The following is a 20,650-nucleotide window of genomic DNA, read 5'->3' on the forward strand; positions in this document are numbered from 1 at the left end:
GCAGCCGAACGACCGCTCCGGCACCCCTGGCCACCCACCGCCCCGTGCCACCCTTGACCCATGCCCGAAGGTGACACGGTCTGGCAGACCGCGAAGCGACTGCACGGCGCTCTCGCGGGCAAGGTGCTGACCTCGAGCGACTTCCGGGTGCCGAAGTACGCCACGGTCGACCTGAGCGGCCGGCACGTGCTGACCACGGTTCCGCGCGGCAAGCACCTGCTCACCCGGGTCGAGGGCGGACTGACCCTGCACACCCATCTGCGCATGGAGGGCGCCTGGAGGGTCTACGGCGAGGGCGAGCGCTGGAAGGGCGGCCCGGCCCACCAGATCCGGGTGGTCCTCGGCACCGCCGACCGCACGGCGGTCGGCTACCGGCTCCAGGTCATGGAACTGCTGCGCACCACGGAGGAGGAACGCGTGGTCGGCCACCTCGGCCCCGATCTCCTCGGCCCCGACTGGAACCCCGGCCTCGCGCTCACGAACCTCCTCGCCGACCCCGCGCGCCCCCTGGGCGAGGCACTCCTCGACCAGCGCAATCTCGCCGGCATCGGCAACGTCTACAAGAGCGAGCTGTGCTTCCTGCTGGGCGTCACCCCCTGGCTCCCCGTCGGCGCGCTCCCGGCCGACCGCGCCGCGCACCTGCCCGGCCTCGCCCAGCGGCTGCTGGAGGTGAACCGCGACCGCCTGGTCCGCCGGACCACCGGCCTGCCCCACCAGGACCTCTTCGTCTACGGCCGCGCACCGCGGCCCTGCCTGCGCTGCCGCACCTCGATCCGGGTCGCCGACCAGGGCGACGGGACACAGGAACGCCCCACCTACTGGTGCCCGTCCTGCCAGCGGGGTCCCGCACCGGCGCCGGGCTCCCCGCAGCGGTGGCGGGAGCGCGCTCGCCGTATGCCCGGCTGATCGCCGTACCAGCAATGATCGCCGCACGAACAATTGACGACCCGTCAGAAACGCTCGTACCGTCCCCTCATGGGTGTGAAGGCGTACGACCTCACCGGACGCACCGCGTTCGTCACCGGCGCCGCGAGCGGGATCGGCCGGGCCTGTGCCGTGCTGCTCGCCGAGGCGGGGGCCGTCGTGCACGGCGCGGACCGGGACGCGCAGGGCCTGCACGAGACGGCGACGCTGATCAAGGACCAGGGCGGCACCGCCCGTACGCATCCGCTGGACGTCACCGACCGCGCCCAGGTCCGCCGGGCCGTGGAGTCCTGCGAGCGACTGGACGTGATGGCCGCGGTCGCCGGGATCATGCACAGCAGCCCCGTCCTGGAGACCCGCGACGAGGACCTCGACCGGGTCCTGGACGTCAACTTCAAGGGCGTGCTGTACGCCTGCCAGGAAGCCGCCCGGCTGATGCTCGCGCAGGGCGGCGGCGGCAGCATCGTCACGATGGCCTCGGGCGCCGTGGACACCGGCGGCCCGGGACTGCTCTGCTACGGCGCCGCCAAGGCGGCCGTGGTCCAGTTGACGAAGACCCTGGCGACCGAGGTGGGCCGGCACGGCATCCGCGTCAACGCGGTGGCCCCCGGCTGGATCCGCACCCCCATGACCGACCGCCACGACCCCGGCGCGCAGGCGCACACCGAGGCGCTCATGGCCCGTATGTCACCCCTGGGCCGCGTCGGCGCGCCGGAGGACATCGCCCATGCGGTCCTCCATCTGGCCTCGGACGCGTCCGCCTTCACCACGGGCCAGATCCTCCGCCCGAACGGCGGTGTGGCCATGCCCTGGTAACCCGCTCACCCGGACTCGTCAGCGGTCCCGGCGCAGGGCGCCTCCCGGGCCGTCGCCCCGGGGCCGCGCCAGGCGGCGTGCCACCGCCCCGCCGCGAGGGCCCCCACGGCCCGGCCCTTGGCCACACAGTGCACCGGCAGCAGGCTCAGCCCCCATCCACCGGCGGCGACCGCCCCCTCCAGCGCCCCGGCGCCCGGTGCCACGGCGAGCCTCACCACGGCCCACCACCACACGGCACCGAGCCCGAACAGCACCCCCCGGCGCACTATGCGGTCCGCCACGGCTCCCCCGCCCGGAATCAGACGTTCTCCGCCTGGAACATCCAGTGGTGCTTCTCGAGATCCGCCGTGATCCCGATGAAGATGTCCTGGCTGACGGGGTCCGGCTGTTCAGTGGCCTCGACGCGCCCCCGCATCCGGGTGATGGCCGCGCCCAGCGCCGACACCAGCGCGCCGACCGCGTCGGCGTCCTTGATCCAGCCTTCCGGCACCGTGCCGAGTCCGCTGGCGCCCGCGACCGTCGCCGCCCGGCCGTCCGGCGAGACACCGAGCGCGGACGCCCGCTCCGCCACGGTGTCGGAGTGGACCCGGGCGACGGCCACGACCTCGTCCAGCTGGAGGTGGATGGACCGGAACCGGGACCCGACAACGTTCCAGTGGACCTGCTTGGCGAGCAGCGACAGATCGATCAGGTCGACGAGTGCGCCCTGGAGCGCCTCACCGACAATCTTCAGGTCGGCGTCGGACAGGGGGCTCTTCACGACGTACATCCCTACCTCCGGTGTGTGGCGGCCGTCGTGCCTCTTCACCATGACCGCAGTACCCCGGATGGGCAAACCGACGCGGACAACGCGGAAGGCCCCGTCCGCGCCCCTCCGGGTCTGCCCGGAGGGGCCCCGGCCGGGGCCTCACACACGCACGTCGGCGCTCACACGCCCACGCGGATGAACCTATGCGGCGACCACGTCCACCGCCTCGGCGGGTGCCTTGATGGTCACCCGCTCCGGTGGCACACCGGTCACCGACACGGAACCCAGCATCGGACGGACCGACGTGGGCACAGGCTCGCTGGGGGTGGCCGCAGCAGACTGGGCCAGCTCGGCGAGGGCGAGCTCGTCGCTCACTTCCCGCATGAGCTCGGACATCCGTACGTCCAACGCGTCGCAGATGGCGGAGAGCAGCTCGGAGGAAGCCTCCTTCTGCCCCCGCTCCACCTCGGAGAGATAGCCGAGTGAGACTCGGGCGGACGAGGAGACTTCGCGCAGAGTACGGCCCTGGCGCTGGCGCTGCCGACGCAGCACGTCACCCAGCAGGCGACGGAGCAGAATCATCGGTGGCTCCCTCCTCGGACCGCGTAGCCGCATCCTTCACGCCCCACCGTACCGCCTCGCGCTGCGGCCGTGCGGGGAGCGATGTCGTGTTCACTCAGGGCTGCAAACATCAAAACCCCCCGTTCTGTTCCGTATCCTGTGCCCGCTCATTCCCGGTGTGTTCGCCCGCAAGTTCTGTCAGAAGCAGTACGAGCACGCTCCGTACACTCTCTCTACGAATTTCCTCGCGGTCGCCGTTCAACCGCAGGGCCTCCACTTTTCCGCCAGAGGCGGAACCGATTCCGGGCCGGGACGGGCCGTCGACGGCCACGAAGACCGTCCCGACGGGCCGGCCGTCCTGCGGATCGGGGCCGGCCACTCCGGTGGTCGCGATGCCCCAGTCGGCGCCCAGCGCCTTGCGCACCCCGGCCGCCATCTCGGCCGCCACCTGCGGATCCACCGCTCCACGGGCGGCCAGCAGACTGCCGTCCACGCCGAGCAGTTCCTGCTTCAGCTCGGTAGCGTAGGCCGTGACGGAGCCGCGGAAGACCTTGGACGCCCCGGGCACCGATGTGATCTCCGCCGCGACCAGGCCACCGGTCAGCGACTCGGCGACAGCGAGCGTCCCGCCCTTCACCGTGAGTAGTCGCACCACGTCGGTGGCCGTGGAATTCACGCTTCCGTCTCCTCCGAGGCCGCCTCGCGCGCGGCGATTCCCTGCCGGCGCAGCACAATGGCCTGTCTTACGTAGTCGAGGCCGGTCACCACGGTCAGGACGACCGCCGCGGCCATCACCCACCACCTCAGCGTGGCCAGCCACCCCGTCAGCGCCAGGACGTACATACCGACGGCCACGCCCTGGGTGAGCGTCTTGAGCTTGCCGCCCCGGCTCGCCGGGATCACTCCGTACCGGATGACGATGAAACGCAGGAGCGTGATCCCGAGTTCCCGGCCGAGGATCACGATCGTCACCCACCACGGCAGGTCGCCGAGCCCGGAGAGGCAGATCAGCGCCGCCCCCATGATCGCCTTGTCGGCTATGGGGTCGGCGATCTTCCCGAAGTCGGTGACGAGGTTGTAGGTGCGCGCCAGGTGTCCGTCGAACAGGTCGGTGATCATGGCGATGGCGAAGGCGGCCCAGGCGAGCGAGCGCCACGCCGGGTCGTAACCGCCGTCGGCCAGCATCAGCGCGACGAAGCCGGGCACGAGGATCAGCCGGAGCATCGTCAGCAGATTGGCGATGTTCCAGACACTCGCCTGGTTGACGGCGGCGGCGGCCAGCTTGCCGCCCCGCGGCGCCCTGCCGTCGGCGGCGTCGGCCGGTCCGGCATCGGGCCCGGCGGCACCGGGCCCCGCGGCGGCGGTCGGTTCGACGGCGTCGGGCGCCCCGACGGCGGACACGTCCGCGACGGAGGCCCCCTTCGGCGCTTTCTCCAGGCTCGCCGGATTCGCCTGCTTCGCCGGCGAGGAGCCGCCCGCGGCCGATGCCGGGACACCCGTCATCTGCCCGCCTCCTCACTACACCCGAAAGAGCCCTGCAGGGGTTCGGCCACGAGGTCGACGCCCTCGGTGCCGACCACCTTCGCCTCGACCATACGGCCGACGGCCAGACCTTCGCCCGATGTGAGCAGCACCTGTCCGTCGGTCTCCGGCGCCTGGTGCGCCCCCCGGCCGTGCACACCGTCCTCGTCCAGGGACTCCACGAGCACGTGTACGGTCTCGCCGACGCGCTCCTCGGCCCGCTGCGAGACGAGTTCCTCGGCGAGCCGGGAGACCCGGGCGAGCCGCTCGGCGACGAGGTCCTCGTCGAGCTTGTTCTCGTAGGTCGCGGCCTCGGTGCCCTCCTCGTCGGAGTACCCGAAGACACCGATGGCGTCCAGTCGCGCGCCGTTCAGGAACCGCTCCAGCTCGGCCAGGTCGGCCTCGGACTCGCCGGGGAAGCCGACGATGAAGTTGGAGCGCACGCCCGCCTGGGGCGCCTTGCCGCGGATGGTGTCGAGCAGTTCCAGGAACCGGTCGGTGTCGCCGAAGCGGCGCATCGCGCGCAGCACCCCGGGCGCGGAGTGCTGGAAGGACAGGTCGAAGTAGGGCGCGATCTTGGGCGTGGACGTCAGGACGTCGATGAGACCGGGCCGCATCTCGGCGGGCTGGAGGTAGCTGACCCGCACCCGCTCGAGGCCGTCGATCTCCGCGAGCTCGGGCAGCAGCGACTCCAGCAGCCGGATGTCGCCCAGGTCCTTGCCGTAGGAGGTGTTGTTCTCGGAGACCAGCATGATCTCCTTGACGCCCTGCTCGGCCAGCCACCGAGATTCGTTCAGCACGTCGCTCGGCCGGCGCGAGATGAAGGAGCCGCGGAAGGACGGGATGGCGCAGAAGGAGCAGCGCCGGTCGCAGCCGGAGGCGAGCTTCACCGAGGCGACGGGGGCGCCGTCGAGGCGGCGGCGCAGGGGCGCGCGAGGGCCGGACTGCGGGGCGAGACCCACGGGCAGGTCCACCGGGGCACCGTGCCCGGGCAGCGCCACGTCGGTCGCGGACTGCCGCTCGGCAGGGCTGATCGGCAGCAGCTTGCGCCGGTCGCGCGGAGTGTGGGAGGCGTGGACGCCGCCGCTCAGGATGGTCTGGAGGCGGTCGGAGATGTCCGCGTAGTCGTCGAAGCCGAGCACGCCGTCGGCTTCGGGAAGGGCCTCGGCGAGCTCCTTGCCGTACCGCTCGGCCATGCAGCCCACCGCCACGACGGCCTGGGTTCTGCCGTGGCCCTTGAGGTCGTTGGCCTCCAGGAGGGCGTCGACGGAGTCCTTCTTGGCGGCCTCGACGAAGCCACAGGTGTTGACGACGGCGACGTCCGCGTCCTCGGCGTCCTCGACGAGCTGCCAGCCGTCCGCCTCCAAACGGCCTGCGAGCTCCTCCGAGTCCACCTCGTTACGGGCGCAGCCAAGGGTGACCAGTGCGACGGTACGGCGTTCAGGCATGGGCTCAAGACTACTTTGTCCCACCGACAGCGAACGTCGACGGGGTTGGCGATCTTGGCCAACCCCGTCGACTCACACGGATTTCCTCTGCCTCACCCAGCCTGCGGGTCGCCCTTGGTGTACGTCAGGCGCTCCACGGCGCCGGGCTGGAAGTTGTCGTCGATCTTCTTGCCGTTGACGAACAGATCGATCGCCCCGGCGTCGCCGAGGACGAGGTTGATCTTCTCGCTGTCCTGGAAGGTCTTGGAGTCGCCCTGCTTGAGGAGTCCGTCGAACAGCAGCCGGCCGTTGTGGTCCTTGGCGGAGATCCAGCTGCGGCCGTCGGTCGCGCTGACCTGGACGGTCACCTTGTCCTGGGGAGCCGCGGCGATGGCGCTGTCGGAGGGCTCGGGCTTCTCGTCGACGGATTTCTCGGTCTTCGGGGTGGGCGAGGCGGTGACGCCGGCCGTGGGCGTGCTGCCCTCGGCGACGGCGTTCTTGGAGCCGGCCTCGTCGCCGCCCTTGAACGCGGTGAAGCCGACGAAGCCGACCACGGCGACGATCGCGGCGACCATGGCCGCCGTCCAGTTCGGTCCGCGCCGCTCGGGACGGATGCGTTCCGCCTCGAACAGCGGGGCGGCGGGGGTCGGCGCGGGGCGGCCGCCGTGGCTCGCGTCGTACCGTTCGATCAGCGGGGCGGGGTCGAGCCGGACGGCGCGGGCCAGGGTCCGGATGTGCCCGCGCGCGTAGACGTCACCGCCGCAGGGGGCGAAGTCGTCGGACTCGATGGCACGGATGATGGCGATGCGGACTCGGGTGGCGGTACTGACGTCGTCCACGGTCAGCCCGGCGCTGATCCGCGCCTGGCGCAGGGCACGACCGATGGAGAAGGGGGCTTCCTCGGACGGGTCTTCGAACGGACGCTCGTCTTCAGGGGAGTTGCCGATGGACACGGGGGCGCCTTTCGAGCGTGTAGCCACCTGTGCTGGAAGTTCAGTCTAGGGGGGGTGCCAAAGGGAGGGGCAACCGGACAGTACGACTTTGTACGCCATCGGAATGGCCGGTCACGCCGATGACGGCAGCCAGGCACGACCCTCGGTTGAAAGTCGTACCTGTCCTCTCGCTCAACTGGACGTACGCCAAAGGGAAACGGTTGCCCTGCGGTTTCTAACGGGTGAGTCACGGACCCCCGGCACCCTGACGCAACGCCTACCCCGCAGACTCTCCCCGAATCACCGCGAGCACACCGTCCAGTTCGTCGGGCTTCACGAGAACGTCACGGGCCTTCGAGCCCTCGCTCGGCCCGACGATGTTCCGCGACTCCATGAGGTCCATCAGCCGGCCCGCCTTGGCGAAGCCGACGCGCAGCTTGCGCTGGAGCATCGAGGTCGAGCCGAACTGGGTGGAGACGACCAGCTCGGCCGCCTGGCACAGCAGGTCGAGGTCGTCGCCGATGTCCTCGTCGATCTCCTTCTTCTGCTTGCTGCCGACGGTGACGTCGTCCCGGAAGACGGGCGCCATCTGGTCCTTGCAGTGCTGGACGACGGCCGCGACCTCGGCCTCGGTCACGAAGGCGCCCTGCATACGGGTCGGCTTGTTGGCGCCCATCGGCAGGAACAGTCCGTCGCCCTTGCCGATCAGCTTCTCGGCGCCCGGCTGGTCGAGGATGACCCGCGAGTCGGCGAGCGAGGACGTGGCGAAGGCGAGCCGCGAGGGCACGTTCGCCTTGATCAGACCGGTGACGACGTCGACCGAGGGCCGCTGGGTGGCGAGCACCAGATGGATGCCGGCCGCGCGCGCGAGCTGGGTGATCCGCACGATCGCGTCCTCGACGTCCCGCGGGGCGACCATCATCAGGTCGGCCAGCTCGTCCACGATCACCAGCAGATAGGGGTACGGCTGGAGCTCGCGTTCGCTGCCCTCGGGCGGCTTGACCTTGCCGTTCCTTATGGCCTCGTTGAAGTCGTCGATGTGCCGGAAGCCGTACGCGGCGAGGTCGTCGTAGCGCAGGTCCATCTCGCGCACGACCCACTGCAACGCCTCGGCGGCCCGCTTCGGGTTGGTGATGATCGGTGTGATCAGGTGCGGGATGCCCTCGTACGCGGTCAGCTCGACGCGCTTGGGGTCGACGAGGACCATCCGCACGTCCTCGGGGGTCGCGCGGACCATGACCGAGGTGATCAGGCAGTTGATGCACGAGGACTTGCCGGAGCCGGTGGCTCCGGCGACGAGGATGTGCGGCATCTTCGCCAGGTTGGCCATCACGTAGCCGCCCTCGACGTCCTTGCCGAGCGCCACCAGCATCGGATGGTCGTCCTCGGCCGCGTCGGCGAGCCGCAGCACGTCCCCGAGGTTGACCATCTCCCGGTCGGTGTTGGGGATCTCGATGCCGACCGCCGACTTGCCGGGGATCGGGCTGATGATCCGCACGTCCGGGCTGGCGACGGCGTACGCGATGTTCTTGGTGAGCGCGGTGATCCGCTCGACCTTCACGGCGGGGCCGAGCTCGACCTCGTAGCGGGTGACCGTCGGGCCGCGGGTGAAGCCGGTGACGGCGGCGTCGACCTTGAACTCGGTGAAGACGTTCGTCAGCGAGGCGACGACGGCGTCGTTGGCCGCGCTGCGCGCCTTGCCGGGGCCGCCGCGCTCCAGGAGGTCCAGCGAGGGCAGGGAGTAGGTGATGTCCCCGGAGAGCTGGAGCTGCTCGGCGCGTGGCGGCAGGTCACGGATCTCCTCCGGCGGCGCCTTGGTCAGATCGGGGACCGCCCCGCCCGTGAGCATCTCCTGCTTCGGCCGCGCTGCCGGGACCGGTGTCGGCGCGGTCGCCTCGCGGTCGCCGCCGCGCACGCCCTGGGTGAGGTCGGCGACGATCGGGGACGGCGGCAGGCCGTGCATCACGACACCGTCGAGATCGGCCGCGGCGGCCGCGGCGATGTCCACGGCGTCCAGCTCCCGGTCCTGCGCGGGCTGCGGCACGGCCGAGCGCCGGGGCCGGCCGCGGCGCTCGGAGAGCGCCTCCCGCTCCGCGCCGTCGGGGTCGTACGCCCGGGGCCCGCCGGAGCGCCGACGGGGGCGCCCGGGCAGCCCCTCGCGCCACTGCTCGTCGTAGCGCGCGTCGTCGTCGGAGAGTTCGTCGTCCGCCTCGGGGTCGTCCAGCACGCCGAGGCGCACCCCGAGCTGCCGCAGCCGCTGCGGGATCGCGTTGACCGGGGTGGCCGTGACCACCAGCAGCCCGAAGACGGTGAGCAGCACGAGCAGCGGTACGGCGAGCACCTCGCCCATGGTGTACGTCAGCGGGGTCGCCGCGCCCCAGCCGATGAGGCCGCCGGCGTCCCTTATCGCCTGCATGCCGGCGCTGCGGGCGGGCGCGCCGCAGGCGATGTGGACCTGGCCGAGGACGCCGATGACGAGCGCGGACAGACCGATCACGATGCGGCCGTTGGCGTCGGGCTGCTCGGGGTGGCGGATGAAGCGCACGGCGATGACCGCGAGCAGGATCGGCACCAGCAGGTCGAGCCGGCCGAAGGAACCGGTGACGAGGATCTCGACCAGATCGCCGACGGGGCCCTTCAGGTCGGCCCAGGTGCCCGCCGCGACGATCAGCGCCATGCCGAGCAGCAGCAGGGCGACGCCGTCCTTGCGGTGGGCGGGGTCCAGGTTCTTCGCGCCGTTCCCTATCCCCCGGAACACCGCGCCGACGGCGTGCGCCAGGCCCAGCCAGAGGGCGCGCACGAGCCGGTAGATGCCCCCGGTGGGGCTCGGCGCCGGCTTGGGCGCCGGTGCCGCCTTCTTGGCCGCCGCCTTCTTGGCGGGCGCCTTCCTGGCCGGGGCCTTTTTCGCGGCGGCCTTCTTCGCCGGGGCCTTCGCGGGAGCAGCCGCCTTCTTGGCGGGCTGCTTCTTCGCTGCGGAGGGACGTGAGGCCATGGGTGTGAGGTTACCGGGGGAGACGACAGCGGACACGTGTGCCCGCTGCTTCACCCGTTCGTGTCGGCCCCGCGCAGGCGCGGAACTGACGCGTCCGGGAGAAGGGGGCGGTGAGCCGGCGCATCCGCCCCCTGGCAGCGGGGAACTGACCGCCGCTCACGCCCAACCGCTCCCGCCTCTCGGCTCAGTTCCGCGACGACAGCTGAGTTCTGTGACGACTGCTCAGTTCTGCGACGACTGCTCAGTTCTGCGACGGCACCGAGGCGGCGCCGTTGCCCGTGCCCGGCTCCAGCGCGTCCAGCGCCCGGCGCAGGCCGGTGAGTTTGCGCTCCAGATGCGCCGCCGTGGCCACCGCGGCCGCGTCCGCCGACTCGTCGTCGAGCTGCTTGGACAGCGCCTCCGCCTGCTCCTCGACGGCCGCGAGCCGTGCGGACAGCTCGGCCAGCAGCCCGGCCGGCTCCTTGGCGCCGCCCGCCGCGGCCTTGTCGCCCCCCTCCAACTGGAGCCGGAGCAGCGCCGCCTGCTCCCTCAGCTGGCAGTTCTTCATGTACAGCTCGACGAACACCGAGACCTTCGCGCGCAGCACCCACGGGTCGAACGGCTTGGAGATGTAGTCCACCGCTCCGGCCGCATACCCCCGGAAGGTGTGATGCGGGCCGTGGTTGATCGCCGTGAGGAAGATGATCGGGATGTCCCTGGTGCGTTCTCGCCGCTTGATGTGCGCGGCCGTTTCGAAACCGTCCATTCCCGGCATCTGGACGTCCAGCAGAATGACCGCGAAGTCGTCCGTCAGCAGTGCTTTGAGCGCCTCTTCCCCGGACGATGCCCGCACCAGCGTCTGATCGAGCGCCGAGAGGATCGCCTCCAGCGCCAGCAGATTCTCCGGCCGGTCATCGACCAGGAGGATCTTGGCCTTCTGCACCATGGCCCGCCCTCCTCGCCCCGGCAGTGCACCGGGCGCCGCCCCTGGGGACGACTCCTTTGCGCCGCCCTTCCTTGTGCCGGTCATGGTAGCCGCACCCCGACCGTCGCCACACCCTGTCACCGTGATGTCACTGTGCACGTAGCAGGAACGCGGCAGGAGACCAGAAGGTTCCCCGATCCGCGCCCCGCTACACGACCCGGCGCGCCCCCGGTCGGCAACCTCTCACGACTTCCGTCGCATCCCGTCACATGAGCCGATCCGGTCACACCCCGCGCATCCACTGCTCCATCACCGACAGCAGATGATCGGGATCGACCGGCTTCGTGACATAGTCGGAAGCCCCCGACTCGATCGCCTTCTCCCGGTCGCCCTTCATCGCCTTCGCCGTCAGCGCGATGATCGGCAGACCCGAGAACTGCGGCATCCGGCGGATCGCCGTCGTCGTCGCGTAGCCGTCCATCTCGGGCATCATGATGTCCATCAGGACGACCGCCACGTCGTCGTGCTGCTCCAGGACCTCGATGCCCTCCCGGCCGTTCTCCGCGTACAACACGGACAGACCGTGCTGCTCCAGGACGCTGGTCAGCGCGAACACATTGCGGATGTCGTCGTCGACGATCAGCACCTTCTCCCCGCCGAAGCGGATGGCCCGCTGCCCCTGCGGAGCCGGCCACTGCGCCGCCTCCCCGATCTGCTCGCCGCCGTTCGACGAGCGCCGCCGACGGCGGAACAGCGCGGCCGCGCCGTTCTGGGTCTCCTGGTACGACTTCACCTCGGCCGGCGTCACGATCTCCGCCTCGCCCAGCTCCGACAGCTCGACAGCCCCGTTCTCCGAGGCCACCAGGTCACCGGCCTCCAGCGCGGGCACGATCTGCTGGTAACCCTGCGGCGGCAGCTCGCTGGGGTGCAGCGGCAGATACAGCGTGAACGTCGACCCACGCCCCGGCTCGCTCTGCGCGTGGATCTCCCCCCCGAGCAGCTGCGCGATCTCCCGCGAGATCGACAACCCCAGGCCCGTACCGCCGTACTTGCGGCTGGTCGTGCCGTCCGCCTGCTTGAACGCCTCGAAGATCACCCGCATCTTGCTCGCCGCGATCCCGATCCCCGTGTCGGTCACCGAGAACGCGATCATCGGCGCGTCCGGATCCGTCAGCGAACCGGCCTCCAGCAACTGCTCCCGGATCGCCACCGGCACATCCGCCCCGGCCGGCCGGATCACCAGCTCCACCGACCCGGAGTCGGTGAACTTCACCGCGTTGGACAGCAGATTGCGCAGCACCTGCAACAGCCGCTGCTCGTCCGTGTGCAGCGTGGCCGGCAGCTCCGGCGACACCCGCACGGACAGATCCAGGCCCTTCTCCGCGGTCAGCGGCCGGAAGGTCGCCTCCACGTAGTCCACGAGCTGCACCAGCGCGATCCGCGTCGGCGAGACGTCCATCTTGCCCGCCTCGACCTTCGACAGGTCCAGGATGTCGTTGATCAGCTGGAGCAGATCGGAACCCGCCCCGTGGATCGTCTCGGCGAACTCGACCTGCTTGGGCGAGAGGTTGCCCTCCGCGTTGTCGGCGAGCAGCTTCGCCAGGATCAGCAGCGAGTTCAGCGGCGTACGCAGCTCGTGCGACATGTTCGCGAGGAACTCGCTCTTGTAACGCATCGACACCGCGAGCTGCTCGGCGCGCTCCTCCAGGACCTGCCGCGCCTCCTCGATCTCGGTGTTCTTCACCTCGATGTCCCGGTTCTGCTGGGCCAGCAGCTCGGCCTTCTCCTCCAGTTCCGCGTTGGACGCCTGGAGGGCCTTCTGCCGCTGCTCCAACTCCACCGACCGCTCCCGCAGTTGCTCGGTCAGCTCCTGCGACTGCTTCAGCAGCAGCTCCGTCTTGGTGTTGACGGAGATCGTGTTGACGCTGGTCGCGATCATCTCGGCGAGCTGGTTGAGGAAATCCTTCTGGATCTGCGTGAACGGCGCGAAGGACGCCAGCTCGATCACCCCGAGCACCTGCCCCTCGAACAGCACCGGCAGCACGATCACCTGCGCGGGCGGCGCCTCACCGAGCCCGGAGGAGATCTTCAGATAGCCGCTCGGCGCGTTCTCCACCAGGATCGTGCGCTTCTCCTCGGCGGCCGTCCCCACCAGCGCCTCACCCGGCCGGAACGAGGTCGGCATCGACCCCATCGAATAGCCGTACGACCCCAGCATCCGCAGCTCGTACGGGTCGTCCGTGCCCTCCGGCGACGGCATCGCCAGGAAGAACGCGCCGTGCTGCGCGGCCACCAGCGGCGGCAGCTCGCTCATGATCAGCGAGGCCACGTCCTCCAGGTCGCGCCGCCCCTGCATGAGCGCCGACACACGCGCGAGGTTGCCCTTGAGCCAGTCCTGCTCCTTGTTGGCGATCGTGGTGTCGCGCAGATTGGCGATCATCTTGTTGATGTAGTCCTGGAGTTCCTGGATCTCACCGGCCGCGTCCACGTCCAGCTTGAGGTTCAGGTCGCCCCGGGTCACCGCGGTCGCCGCACGCGCGATGGCCCGCACCTGCCGGGTCAGGTTCCCGGCCATCTCGTTCACGGACTCCGTCAGGTCCCGCCAGGTGCCGTCCACGTCACGCACGCGTGCCTGACCGCCCAGCTGCCCCTCCGTACCCACCTCGCGGGCGACCCGGGTGACCTCCTCGGCGAACGACGACAGCTGGTCGACCATCGTGTTGATGGTCGTCTTCAGCTCCAGGATCTCCCCGCGCGCGTCGATGTCGATCTTCTTCGTCAGATCACCCTTGGCGATGGCCGTCGTGACCATGGCGATGTTGCGCACCTGACCGGTCAGATTCGACGCCATGCCGTTCACGGAGTCGGTGAGGTCCTTCCATGTACCCGCCACACCCGGCACATGCGCCTGACCGCCCAGGATGCCGTCCGTACCCACCTCACGGGCCACCTTGGTGACCTGCTCGGCGAACGAGCTCAGCGTCTTCACCATGGTGTTGATCGTGTCGGCGAGCTGCTGGACCTCGCCACGCGCCTCGATCGTCACCGTCCGCGTCAGGTCGCCGTTCGCGACCGCCGCCGCGACCTGCGAGATGTTGCGCACCTGCATGGTCAGGTTCTTGGCCATCAGGTTCACATTGCCGCTGAGGTCCTTCCAGATGCCCGTGATCCCCGGGACGTGCGCCTGGCCGCCCAGGATGCCCTCGGTGCCCACCTCACGGGCCACCCGGGTCACCTGCTCGGCGAAGGAGGACAGCTGGTCCACCATCGTGTTGACGGTGGTGACGAGCTCGAGGATCTCGCCCTTGGCGTCGACCGTGATCTTCTTCGACAGATCACCCTTGGCGACCGCCGTGGTGACCTCGGCGATCTGACGCACCTGGATGGTCAGGTTGTTCGCCATGAAGTTCACCGACTGCGTGAGGTCCTTCCAGGTGCCGGAGACACCCTGCACCTCGGCCTGACCGCCGAGCTGCCCCTCCGTACCGACCTCACGGGCGACCCTGGTGACCTCCTGGGCGAAGGACGACAGCTGGTCGACCATCGTGTTCAGGGTGTTCTTCAGCTCCAGGATCTCCCCGCGCGCGTCCACGGTGATCTTCTGCGACAGGTCACCGCGCGCCACCGCCGTGGCGACCTGCGCGATGTTGCGCACCTGGGCGGTGAGGTTGCCCGCCATGCCGTTCACCGAGTCCGTCAGGTCCCGCCACACACCGGCCACACCCGGCACCTGCGCCTGACCGCCGAGCCGGCCCTCCGTACCCACGTCCCGCGACACCCGGGTCACCTGGTCGGCGAACGCGGAGAGCTGGTCGACCATCGTGTTGATGGTGTTCTTCAGCTCCAGGATCTCCCCGCGCGCGTCCACGTCGATCTTCTGCGACAGGTCACCGCGCGCCACCGCCGTCGTCACCTGGGCGATCTGCCGCACCTGGGAGGTGAGGTTGCCGGCCATGAAGTTGACGGAGTCCGTCAGCTCCCGCCAGGTGCCCGACACACCGTCCACGCGCGCCTGACCGCCGAGCCGGCCCTCCGTGCCCACGTCCCGGGCCATCCGCGTCACCTGGTCGGCGAACGACGACAGCTGGTCCACCATCGTGTTCACGGTGTTCTTCAGCTGGAGCATCTCGCCGGAGACGTCGACGGTGACCTTCTGCGACAGATCGCCGTTGGCCACGGCCGTCGTCACCTGGGCGATGTTCCTCACCTGTCCGGTGAGATTCCGGAACGCCGTGTTGACGGAGTCCGTCAGGTCCTTCCACGTCCCCGCCGCGCCCGACACCTGCGCCTGGCCGCCCAGTTCACCCTCGACGCCGATCTCCCGCGCCACACGCGTCACTTCGGCACCGAACGCCGACAGCTGGTCCACCATCCCGTTGACGGTGTTCTTCAATTCCAGCATCTCGCCGGCCACGTCCACGGTGACCTTCTGCGACAGATCACCGCTCGCCACGGCCGTCGTCACGGCCGCGATGTCCCTCACCTGAGTGGTGAGATTCCGGAACACCGTGTTGACGGAGTCCGTCAGGTCCTTCCACGTCCCCGCCGCACCCGGCACGTTGGCCTGCCCGCCGAGCCGCCCCTCGCCACCCACCTCGTTGGCCACGCGCGTGACCTCGTCCGCGAAGATCCGCAGCGTCTCGGTCATCTGGTTGATCGTCTCGGCGAGCTGCGCGACCTCACCACGCGCCGGAACCGTCACCTTCCGCGACAGATCACCACCCGCGACCGCCGTCGTGACCTCCGCGATCTGCCGCACCTGGGCCGTCAGATTGCCGGCCATGGTGTTCACCGAATCGGTGAGTTCCTTCCACACACCGTCGACACCCGACACCCGCGCCTGACCGCCGAGCATGCCGTCGGTGCCCACCTCGCGCGCGACCCGGGTCACCTCGGAGGAGAACGCGGAGAGCTGGTCCACCATCGTGTTGACGGTGTTCTTCAGCTCGAGCATCTCGCCCTCGACGTGAACCGTCACCTTCCGCGACAGATCACCCTTGGCCACCGCCGTCGTCACCAGCGCGATGTCCCGCACCTGGGCCGTCAGCCGCTCCGCCATCGTGTTGACGGACTCGGTCAGGTCCTTCCACGACCCGGACATGCCGCGCACCTGCGCCTGCCCGCCCAGCTTGCCCTCGGTACCCACCTCGCTGGCCACCCGCGTGACCTCGTCGGTGAACGTCGACAGCTGATCGACCAGGTTGTTGACGGTCCGCCCGACCTTCAGGAACTCCCCGCGCAACGGCTGCCCCGCCGCCCCCTCGGGCGTCTGCGTCCGCAGCTCCATCCGCGGCGACAGATCACCCTCGGCCACCGCCGACAGCACCCGCCCCACCTCGGACACCGGCCGTACGAGGTCGTCGACCAGCGCGTTCGAGTGGTCGATCGCGGCCGCCCACGAGCCCTCACAGGCACCCGTCTCCAGCCGCTCGGTGAGCTTGCCCTCACGGCCCACCATGCGACGTACCCGCGAAAGCTCACCCGTGAGGTGGAGATTGCGGTCCGCCACCTCGTTGAACACGGCCGCGATCTCCGACATCACACCGTCGCCGGACACCGTGAGCCGCTTGCGGAAGTTCCCGTCCCGCATGGACACCAGGGCCACCAGCAGCCGCTCCAGGGCCGCCGTGTCCACCGTGGTGGTGCCACCGCGCGGTACGCGCCTGCTCAGGGACGGTCCGCCTTTCGCGCGCGCCTTAGTGCTCCGCGTCGCTGCGCCAGACTCCACTTGTCCCTCCCGCAGGGATTCGACCGTTACGCTGTGCTGAGGTATTGCTACTTGACGTTGCCGCTTACCGCAGGGTCTTCCGCCTGATCCAACCAGGCGGACCCGGGGGGCTGCTGCCCCCTGTACTCAGAAGACACCCAGTCTGCCCGGACCTTCACAAGAAGCTTGCCCAGTGTTTCACCCTCTCCGAACCCGGCCATAACAGTTCGGCAGCTTCGCACATCGTCCGCACACCCATGGGGCGGAAACACTGGTGACCGGCATCCGAACGGGCGGGGAAGGTAAGTAACCTTGCATGCGGCTGTCCAGCCGCGCCGGTCCGTCCGGCCTGGGCGGTGGCACGAGGCACGAGCGGGCATCGGAGGGGCGGCCGCAACATGACCACCGGACTGATCCCGGGGGGACAGCCCCCGGACCCCCGGCCTTCCGGCCTGCGCCCGCCGCAGCAGCGGCGCGACCAGGGCGGCCAGGGATCCCCCCACGTCGACGACCGGCCGAGGAGTTCCGTGATCACCGCGCGCGCGGCTGCCAGCTTCGAGCCCGTCGGGCGATCGGTCGCGACCGCCCGCTCGTTCGTCCGCGACACCCTCCAGGGCTGGGGTTTCGCGGACATCGTCGACGACGCCGTCGTCCTCACGAGCGAACTGGTGACGAACGCCGTCGTCCACGCGGGCACCCACGCCGACGTCCTGTGCCTGCGCTCCGAGGACGGTGTACGCATCGAGGTGGCCGACCGCTACCCGGAACGCGAGATCCCCCTCCAGGGCTCCCTCGCCACCATGGGCAGCCCCGACCGCGAGGGCGGCCGCGGCCTCCAGCTGTGCGCGGCCATCGCGGCCCGCTGGGGCGTCGAGTACACGCCCACCCACAAACAGGTCTGGTTCCAACTCCACCTCCCCGACCGCCCGGTGGGCACCCGCACCGCCGGCCCGTCCCTCCCCGCCGACCTCCTTCCGCTCGCCGACAGCCGCGTCCGCGTCGCGGTCGTCCAGATCGACCGCGCCGGCGCCGTCTCCGCCTGGAACGAGGACGCGGAGGAACTCTTCGGCTACGCCGCCGACCAGGTCACCGGCAAGCCCCTCACCGACCTCGCCGCCTGGCCGCACACCCCCGGCACCGGCACCGGCATCGCCGAGGCCCTCCAGCTCTCGCGCTGGGAGGGCAGTTACGGCATCCGGGGCGCCTCCGGCCGGGTCACCCCGGTGTACGCCTCCCACCTCCGCGTCCGCGACACCGACGGCGAACCCTCCACGGTCTGCCTCCTGGTCCGCGACCACGAACGCGCCGTCCTGCAGACCCCCTCGCGCCTGCCCGCCTCCGACGCGGCTCCCGCGGACGGCCAGAGCGCCGACCCCTTCGAGGTCTTCATCGGCTCCCCCGCCCCGGACGACCTCGACGGACTCCTCCAGCGCACCGTGGAACGCGCCCGCGACATGCTCGACGGCGACTCCGCGTTCCTGCTCCTCGCCACCGACGACGAGACCGAGCTGGAGGTCCGCGCCTCCACCGGTCTGCCCTCGGCCCGCCAGCGCTTCGCCCGCGTGCCCGTCGAGGCGGGCCCCGGCCGCTACGGCTCCGCCCGCATGCCGGCCGTCCACGAGGACCTCCTGGCCGTCCCCGGCGCCGTCCCCCTGCTGAACGGCACCGGCATGCGCTCGGTCGTCACGGTCCCCCTGAAGGTGGAGGGCCGCCTCACCGGCTCCCTCGGCGTCGCGGCGGAGGCACCCGGCCGCTACTCCAACGAGGAGGCCCTGCGCCTTCAGTTCGCGGCCGACCGCATCGCCCTCGCCGTGGAGTCGGCCCGCCTGGGCGAACTGGAGCGCCTGCGCCGCGGCTCGCTCAGCTTCCTCGTCGAGGCCTCCGACCTCCTCGCCGGCACCCTCGACCGCGACCAGACCCTGGCCCTGATGGCCCAGATGACCGTCCCCACCCTGGCGACCTGGTGCGCGGTCTACACAATCGCCGACCAGGCCTCCGACCCGTACCTGTCCTACGTCCTGCACGAGGACGAGGAACTCATCGACGGCATCAAGTCCTTGCTCTCGAAGATCGCCCCGCCCGACCCGGTCCCCACCCCGGGTGCCCGCGTCTGGGCGGCCCCCGGCGAGGCCGCGCACGAGGCGGCCCTGCGCAGCTCGATGCGGAGCCTGGGCCTGACCGGCGGCCCCACCCACCAGGTGTCCTCCGGTATCGGCCCCACCCTCGCCACGGCCTCCGCGGTCGGCGGCGAGACGGTCGTCCTCCCCCTGGTCGCCCGCAACCGTGTCATCGGCATGCTGACCCTCGGCAAGCCCACCGACGAACACTTCCGCCAGGAGATCCTGGAACTGGCCGAGGACTTGAGCCGCCGAGCGGCCCTCGCCCTCGACAACGCCCGCCTCTACTCGGAGCGCACGGCGATCAGCCAGTCCCTCCAGCGCAGCCTCCTGCCCCCGGGGCTTCCCACGATCGACGGCGTGGAGGTCGACGTCATCTACCGGGCGGCCGGCGAGGGCAACGAGGTCGGGGGCGACTTCTACGACGTCTTCCCGATCAGCGACGGCGCCTACGGCTTCGCCATCGGCGACGTCTGCGGCACGGGCCCGCACGCGGCCGCCGTGACCGGCCTGGCCCGCCACGCCCTGCGTCTGCTGGCCCGCGAGGGCCTGAGCGGCCCGGCGGTCCTGGAGCGCCTCAACTCGGCCATCCTCGACGAGGGCGCCCGCAGCCGCTTCCTGACCCTCCTCTACGGCGAGATGCGCCCGCAGCCCGACGGCAGCGCGGAACTGAAGGTGGTCTGCGCCGGCCACCCCCTCCCGCTCCGCCTGCGCCAGGACGGCACGGTCGAACCCGCGGCCGAGCCCCAGCCCCTCCTCGGTGTCCTCGAGGACCTGGAGCTGTACGAGCAGACGGTCACCCTGGACCCGGGCGACGTCCTGCTCTGTGTCACGGACGGCGTCACCGAGCGCCGTGAGGGCACCCGCATGCTGGGCGACGACGGTCTCACCGACGTCCTGTCGACCTGTACGGGTCTCACGGCCGGCGCGGTCGCGGCCCGCATCATGCGCGCGGTCGAACGCTTCGCCTCCGACGCCCCGTCCGACGACATGGCGATCCTGGCCATGCGGGTGGCGTGAAGGGAAAAGGGCATAAGGAAAAGCCCCCGCCCGAAAGGGCGGAGGCTTTCTCTGTCGAGCCCCCTAACGGAATCGAACCGTTGACCTTCTCCTTACCATGGAGACGCTCTGCCGACTGAGCTAAGGGGGCTGGTCACTTTCGAGGTTTCCCTCGCGGCAACGAAATAGAGCATACCCCGAACTGGCCGGTGTTCCCAAATTCGTTCAGAAGGCAGGCTGAAGCAGTCCGCCGAGCGCGTTGCACGCGGCCACGATGCGCTGCATATCCCGCTTCGTCAACGACGCGTCCACCGGCAGGGCGAGGGTCTCGTCGGCGGCGAGCTCGGTCTCCGGCAGCGACACACAGCGCCGGAACTCGGGCAGCCGGTGCAACGGGGTCTTCACCGGCACCCGGCACTCAACTCCCTTCCCCCGCAGGGCCCGGGCGAAGGCGTCCCGGTCGGGCCGGCCGTTCCCCGGCACCCGCACGACGTACTGCTGGTAGGAGTGTCCGTCCCCGCCGTCGGGCGTGCGCACCCCCCGCAGCCGCGCATCGAGGTAGGCCGCCCGCTCCCGCCGCCGCGCGATCTCGTCGTGCGGCGCCTCGGTCTCCGCCTGCTCCAGCACCAGCAGCCCGTGCCGCTGCCCGACCCCGTGCAACCGCGGCACATCGGCCGGCCGCCCGAAGCGGTGTACGACAACGACGGCCGCCGTGCGCGGAGTTACGACCGCTTCGACGGCGGCCGCGTCCAGGCAGTAGGTCACCGGATCCACGTCGGCGAACACGGGCAGCGCACCCGCGAGGGCGACGGCCCCGGCGACTTCGGCGTTCCCGAAGGCCGGCACGATGACCTCGTCACCGACTCCGACCCCTGCGGCCCTGAGCATTGCAGCAGTACCCATGCCGTGGATGCTGCGCGCGGAAGTTGAACTTCAAGTGACGGCAAACAAAAAAGGGTTGGGCCCTGAACCGAAGTTCAGAACCCAACCCTTTGAATGATT

General features: G+C 70.5%; 14 protein-coding genes and 1 tRNA gene. 3 read left to right on the forward strand and 12 right to left on the reverse strand.

Translation table 11 applies throughout. The features are described 5' to 3' along the window. Positions 1 to 60: 60 nt before the first annotated feature. Positions 61 to 906, forward strand: a complete 846-nt coding sequence (locus AQJ64_RS42220; protein WP_055639089.1) for a DNA-formamidopyrimidine glycosylase family protein — start codon at positions 61 to 63, stop codon at positions 904 to 906. A gap of 69 nt (positions 907 to 975) precedes the next feature. Beyond that, positions 976 to 1,740 carry an SDR family NAD(P)-dependent oxidoreductase gene (locus tag AQJ64_RS42225; protein WP_055639088.1) on the forward strand — a complete coding sequence of 255 codons (765 nt, stop codon included), beginning with the start codon at positions 976 to 978 and terminating at the stop codon, positions 1,738 to 1,740. A gap of 5 nt (positions 1,741 to 1,745) precedes the next feature. On the opposite strand, the gene AQJ64_RS42230 is transcribed toward AQJ64_RS42225, so the two are convergent. The 10 genes from AQJ64_RS42230 to AQJ64_RS42275 all read right to left on the reverse strand — a co-directional run bounded on the left by AQJ64_RS42230 (position 1,746) and on the right by AQJ64_RS42275 (position 16,553). Continuing rightward, positions 1,746 to 2,021 carry a hypothetical protein gene (locus AQJ64_RS42230; RefSeq protein ID WP_055634159.1) on the reverse strand — a complete coding sequence of 92 codons (276 nt, stop codon included), beginning with the start codon at positions 2,019 to 2,021 and terminating at the stop codon, positions 1,746 to 1,748. 17 nt (positions 2,022 to 2,038) lie between these two features. Further along, positions 2,039 to 2,509: a Dps family protein gene (locus tag AQJ64_RS42235; protein ID WP_055634160.1), complete on the reverse strand. Its 471-nt coding sequence runs from the start codon at positions 2,507 to 2,509 to the stop codon at positions 2,039 to 2,041. Positions 2,510 to 2,689: 180 nt separating this feature from the next. After that, the gene (locus AQJ64_RS42240) at positions 2,690 to 3,070 is read right to left on the reverse strand and encodes a helix-turn-helix domain-containing protein (protein ID WP_015657463.1); all 381 of its coding nucleotides are present in this window, start codon (positions 3,068 to 3,070) and stop codon (positions 2,690 to 2,692) included. 109 nt (positions 3,071 to 3,179) lie between these two features. Continuing rightward, positions 3,180 to 3,725: a CinA family protein gene (locus AQJ64_RS42245; RefSeq protein WP_055634161.1), complete on the reverse strand. Its 546-nt coding sequence runs from the start codon at positions 3,723 to 3,725 to the stop codon at positions 3,180 to 3,182. Beyond that, positions 3,722 to 4,552 carry a CDP-diacylglycerol--glycerol-3-phosphate 3-phosphatidyltransferase gene (pgsA, locus tag AQJ64_RS42250; protein WP_055634162.1) on the reverse strand — a complete coding sequence of 277 codons (831 nt, stop codon included), beginning with the start codon at positions 4,550 to 4,552 and terminating at the stop codon, positions 3,722 to 3,724. Before pgsA ends, AQJ64_RS42245 begins: the two co-directional genes overlap by 4 nt. Beyond that, positions 4,549 to 6,018, reverse strand: coding sequence for a 30S ribosomal protein S12 methylthiotransferase RimO (rimO, locus tag AQJ64_RS42255; protein ID WP_079062278.1), 1,470 nt, complete (start codon positions 6,016 to 6,018; stop codon positions 4,549 to 4,551). The genes pgsA and rimO overlap by 4 nt, the downstream gene beginning before the upstream one ends. Before the next feature lie 92 nt (positions 6,019 to 6,110). After that, positions 6,111 to 6,950: a helix-turn-helix domain-containing protein gene (locus AQJ64_RS42260; protein WP_055634164.1), complete on the reverse strand. Its 840-nt coding sequence runs from the start codon at positions 6,948 to 6,950 to the stop codon at positions 6,111 to 6,113. Between the two features lie 256 nt (positions 6,951 to 7,206). Then, positions 7,207 to 9,921 (reverse strand): DNA translocase FtsK, encoded by a 2,715-nt coding sequence (locus AQJ64_RS42265; RefSeq protein WP_055634165.1) that lies wholly within the window; start codon positions 9,919 to 9,921, stop codon positions 7,207 to 7,209. Positions 9,922 to 10,162: 241 nt separating this feature from the next. Beyond that, positions 10,163 to 10,846: a response regulator gene (locus tag AQJ64_RS42270; protein WP_055634166.1), complete on the reverse strand. Its 684-nt coding sequence runs from the start codon at positions 10,844 to 10,846 to the stop codon at positions 10,163 to 10,165. Positions 10,847 to 11,108: 262 nt separating this feature from the next. Beyond that, positions 11,109 to 16,553: a HAMP domain-containing protein gene (locus tag AQJ64_RS42275; RefSeq protein ID WP_099053963.1), complete on the reverse strand. Its 5,445-nt coding sequence runs from the start codon at positions 16,551 to 16,553 to the stop codon at positions 11,109 to 11,111. A gap of 377 nt (positions 16,554 to 16,930) precedes the next feature. Between AQJ64_RS42275 and AQJ64_RS42280 the strand changes: the two genes are divergently transcribed. After that, positions 16,931 to 19,669 (forward strand): SpoIIE family protein phosphatase, encoded by a 2,739-nt coding sequence (locus tag AQJ64_RS42280; protein ID WP_055634168.1) that lies wholly within the window; start codon positions 16,931 to 16,933, stop codon positions 19,667 to 19,669. A 57-nt stretch (positions 19,670 to 19,726) separates the two neighbouring features. Here the strand turns inward: AQJ64_RS42280 and AQJ64_RS42285 are convergent. Together AQJ64_RS42285 and AQJ64_RS42290 are read right to left on the reverse strand one after the other, a co-directional pair. After that, positions 19,727 to 19,799: transfer RNA gene (locus AQJ64_RS42285), tRNA-Thr, on the reverse strand. Positions 19,800 to 19,873: 74 nt separating this feature from the next. Beyond that, positions 19,874 to 20,536 (reverse strand): DegT/DnrJ/EryC1/StrS family aminotransferase, encoded by a 663-nt coding sequence (locus AQJ64_RS42290; protein WP_055634169.1) that lies wholly within the window; start codon positions 20,534 to 20,536, stop codon positions 19,874 to 19,876. Positions 20,537 to 20,650 lie beyond the last annotated feature (114 nt).

This window comes from Streptomyces griseoruber, from assembly GCF_001514205.1.
Taxonomy (GTDB): domain Bacteria; phylum Actinomycetota; class Actinomycetes; order Streptomycetales; family Streptomycetaceae; genus Streptomyces; species Streptomyces griseoruber.

Coding starts and splice junctions, on each gene's coding strand:
- rimO (WP_079062278.1), bottom strand. CDS start 6,018: ATGCCTGAACGCCGTACCGTCGCACTGGTCACCCTTGGCTGCGCCCGT.
- AQJ64_RS42225 (WP_055639088.1), top strand. CDS start 976: ATGGGTGTGAAGGCGTACGACCTCACCGGACGCACCGCGTTCGTCACC.
- AQJ64_RS42240 (WP_015657463.1), bottom strand. CDS start 3,070: ATGATTCTGCTCCGTCGCCTGCTGGGTGACGTGCTGCGTCGGCAGCGC.
- AQJ64_RS42280 (WP_055634168.1), top strand. CDS start 16,931: ATGACCACCGGACTGATCCCGGGGGGACAGCCCCCGGACCCCCGGCCT.
- AQJ64_RS42290 (WP_055634169.1), bottom strand. CDS start 20,536: ATGCTCAGGGCCGCAGGGGTCGGAGTCGGTGACGAGGTCATCGTGCCG.
- AQJ64_RS42235 (WP_055634160.1), bottom strand. CDS start 2,509: ATGTACGTCGTGAAGAGCCCCCTGTCCGACGCCGACCTGAAGATTGTC.
- AQJ64_RS42270 (WP_055634166.1), bottom strand. CDS start 10,846: ATGGTGCAGAAGGCCAAGATCCTCCTGGTCGATGACCGGCCGGAGAAT.
- AQJ64_RS42220 (WP_055639089.1), top strand. CDS start 61: ATGCCCGAAGGTGACACGGTCTGGCAGACCGCGAAGCGACTGCACGGC.
- pgsA (WP_055634162.1), bottom strand. CDS start 4,552: ATGACGGGTGTCCCGGCATCGGCCGCGGGCGGCTCCTCGCCGGCGAAG.
- AQJ64_RS42265 (WP_055634165.1), bottom strand. CDS start 9,921: ATGGCCTCACGTCCCTCCGCAGCGAAGAAGCAGCCCGCCAAGAAGGCG.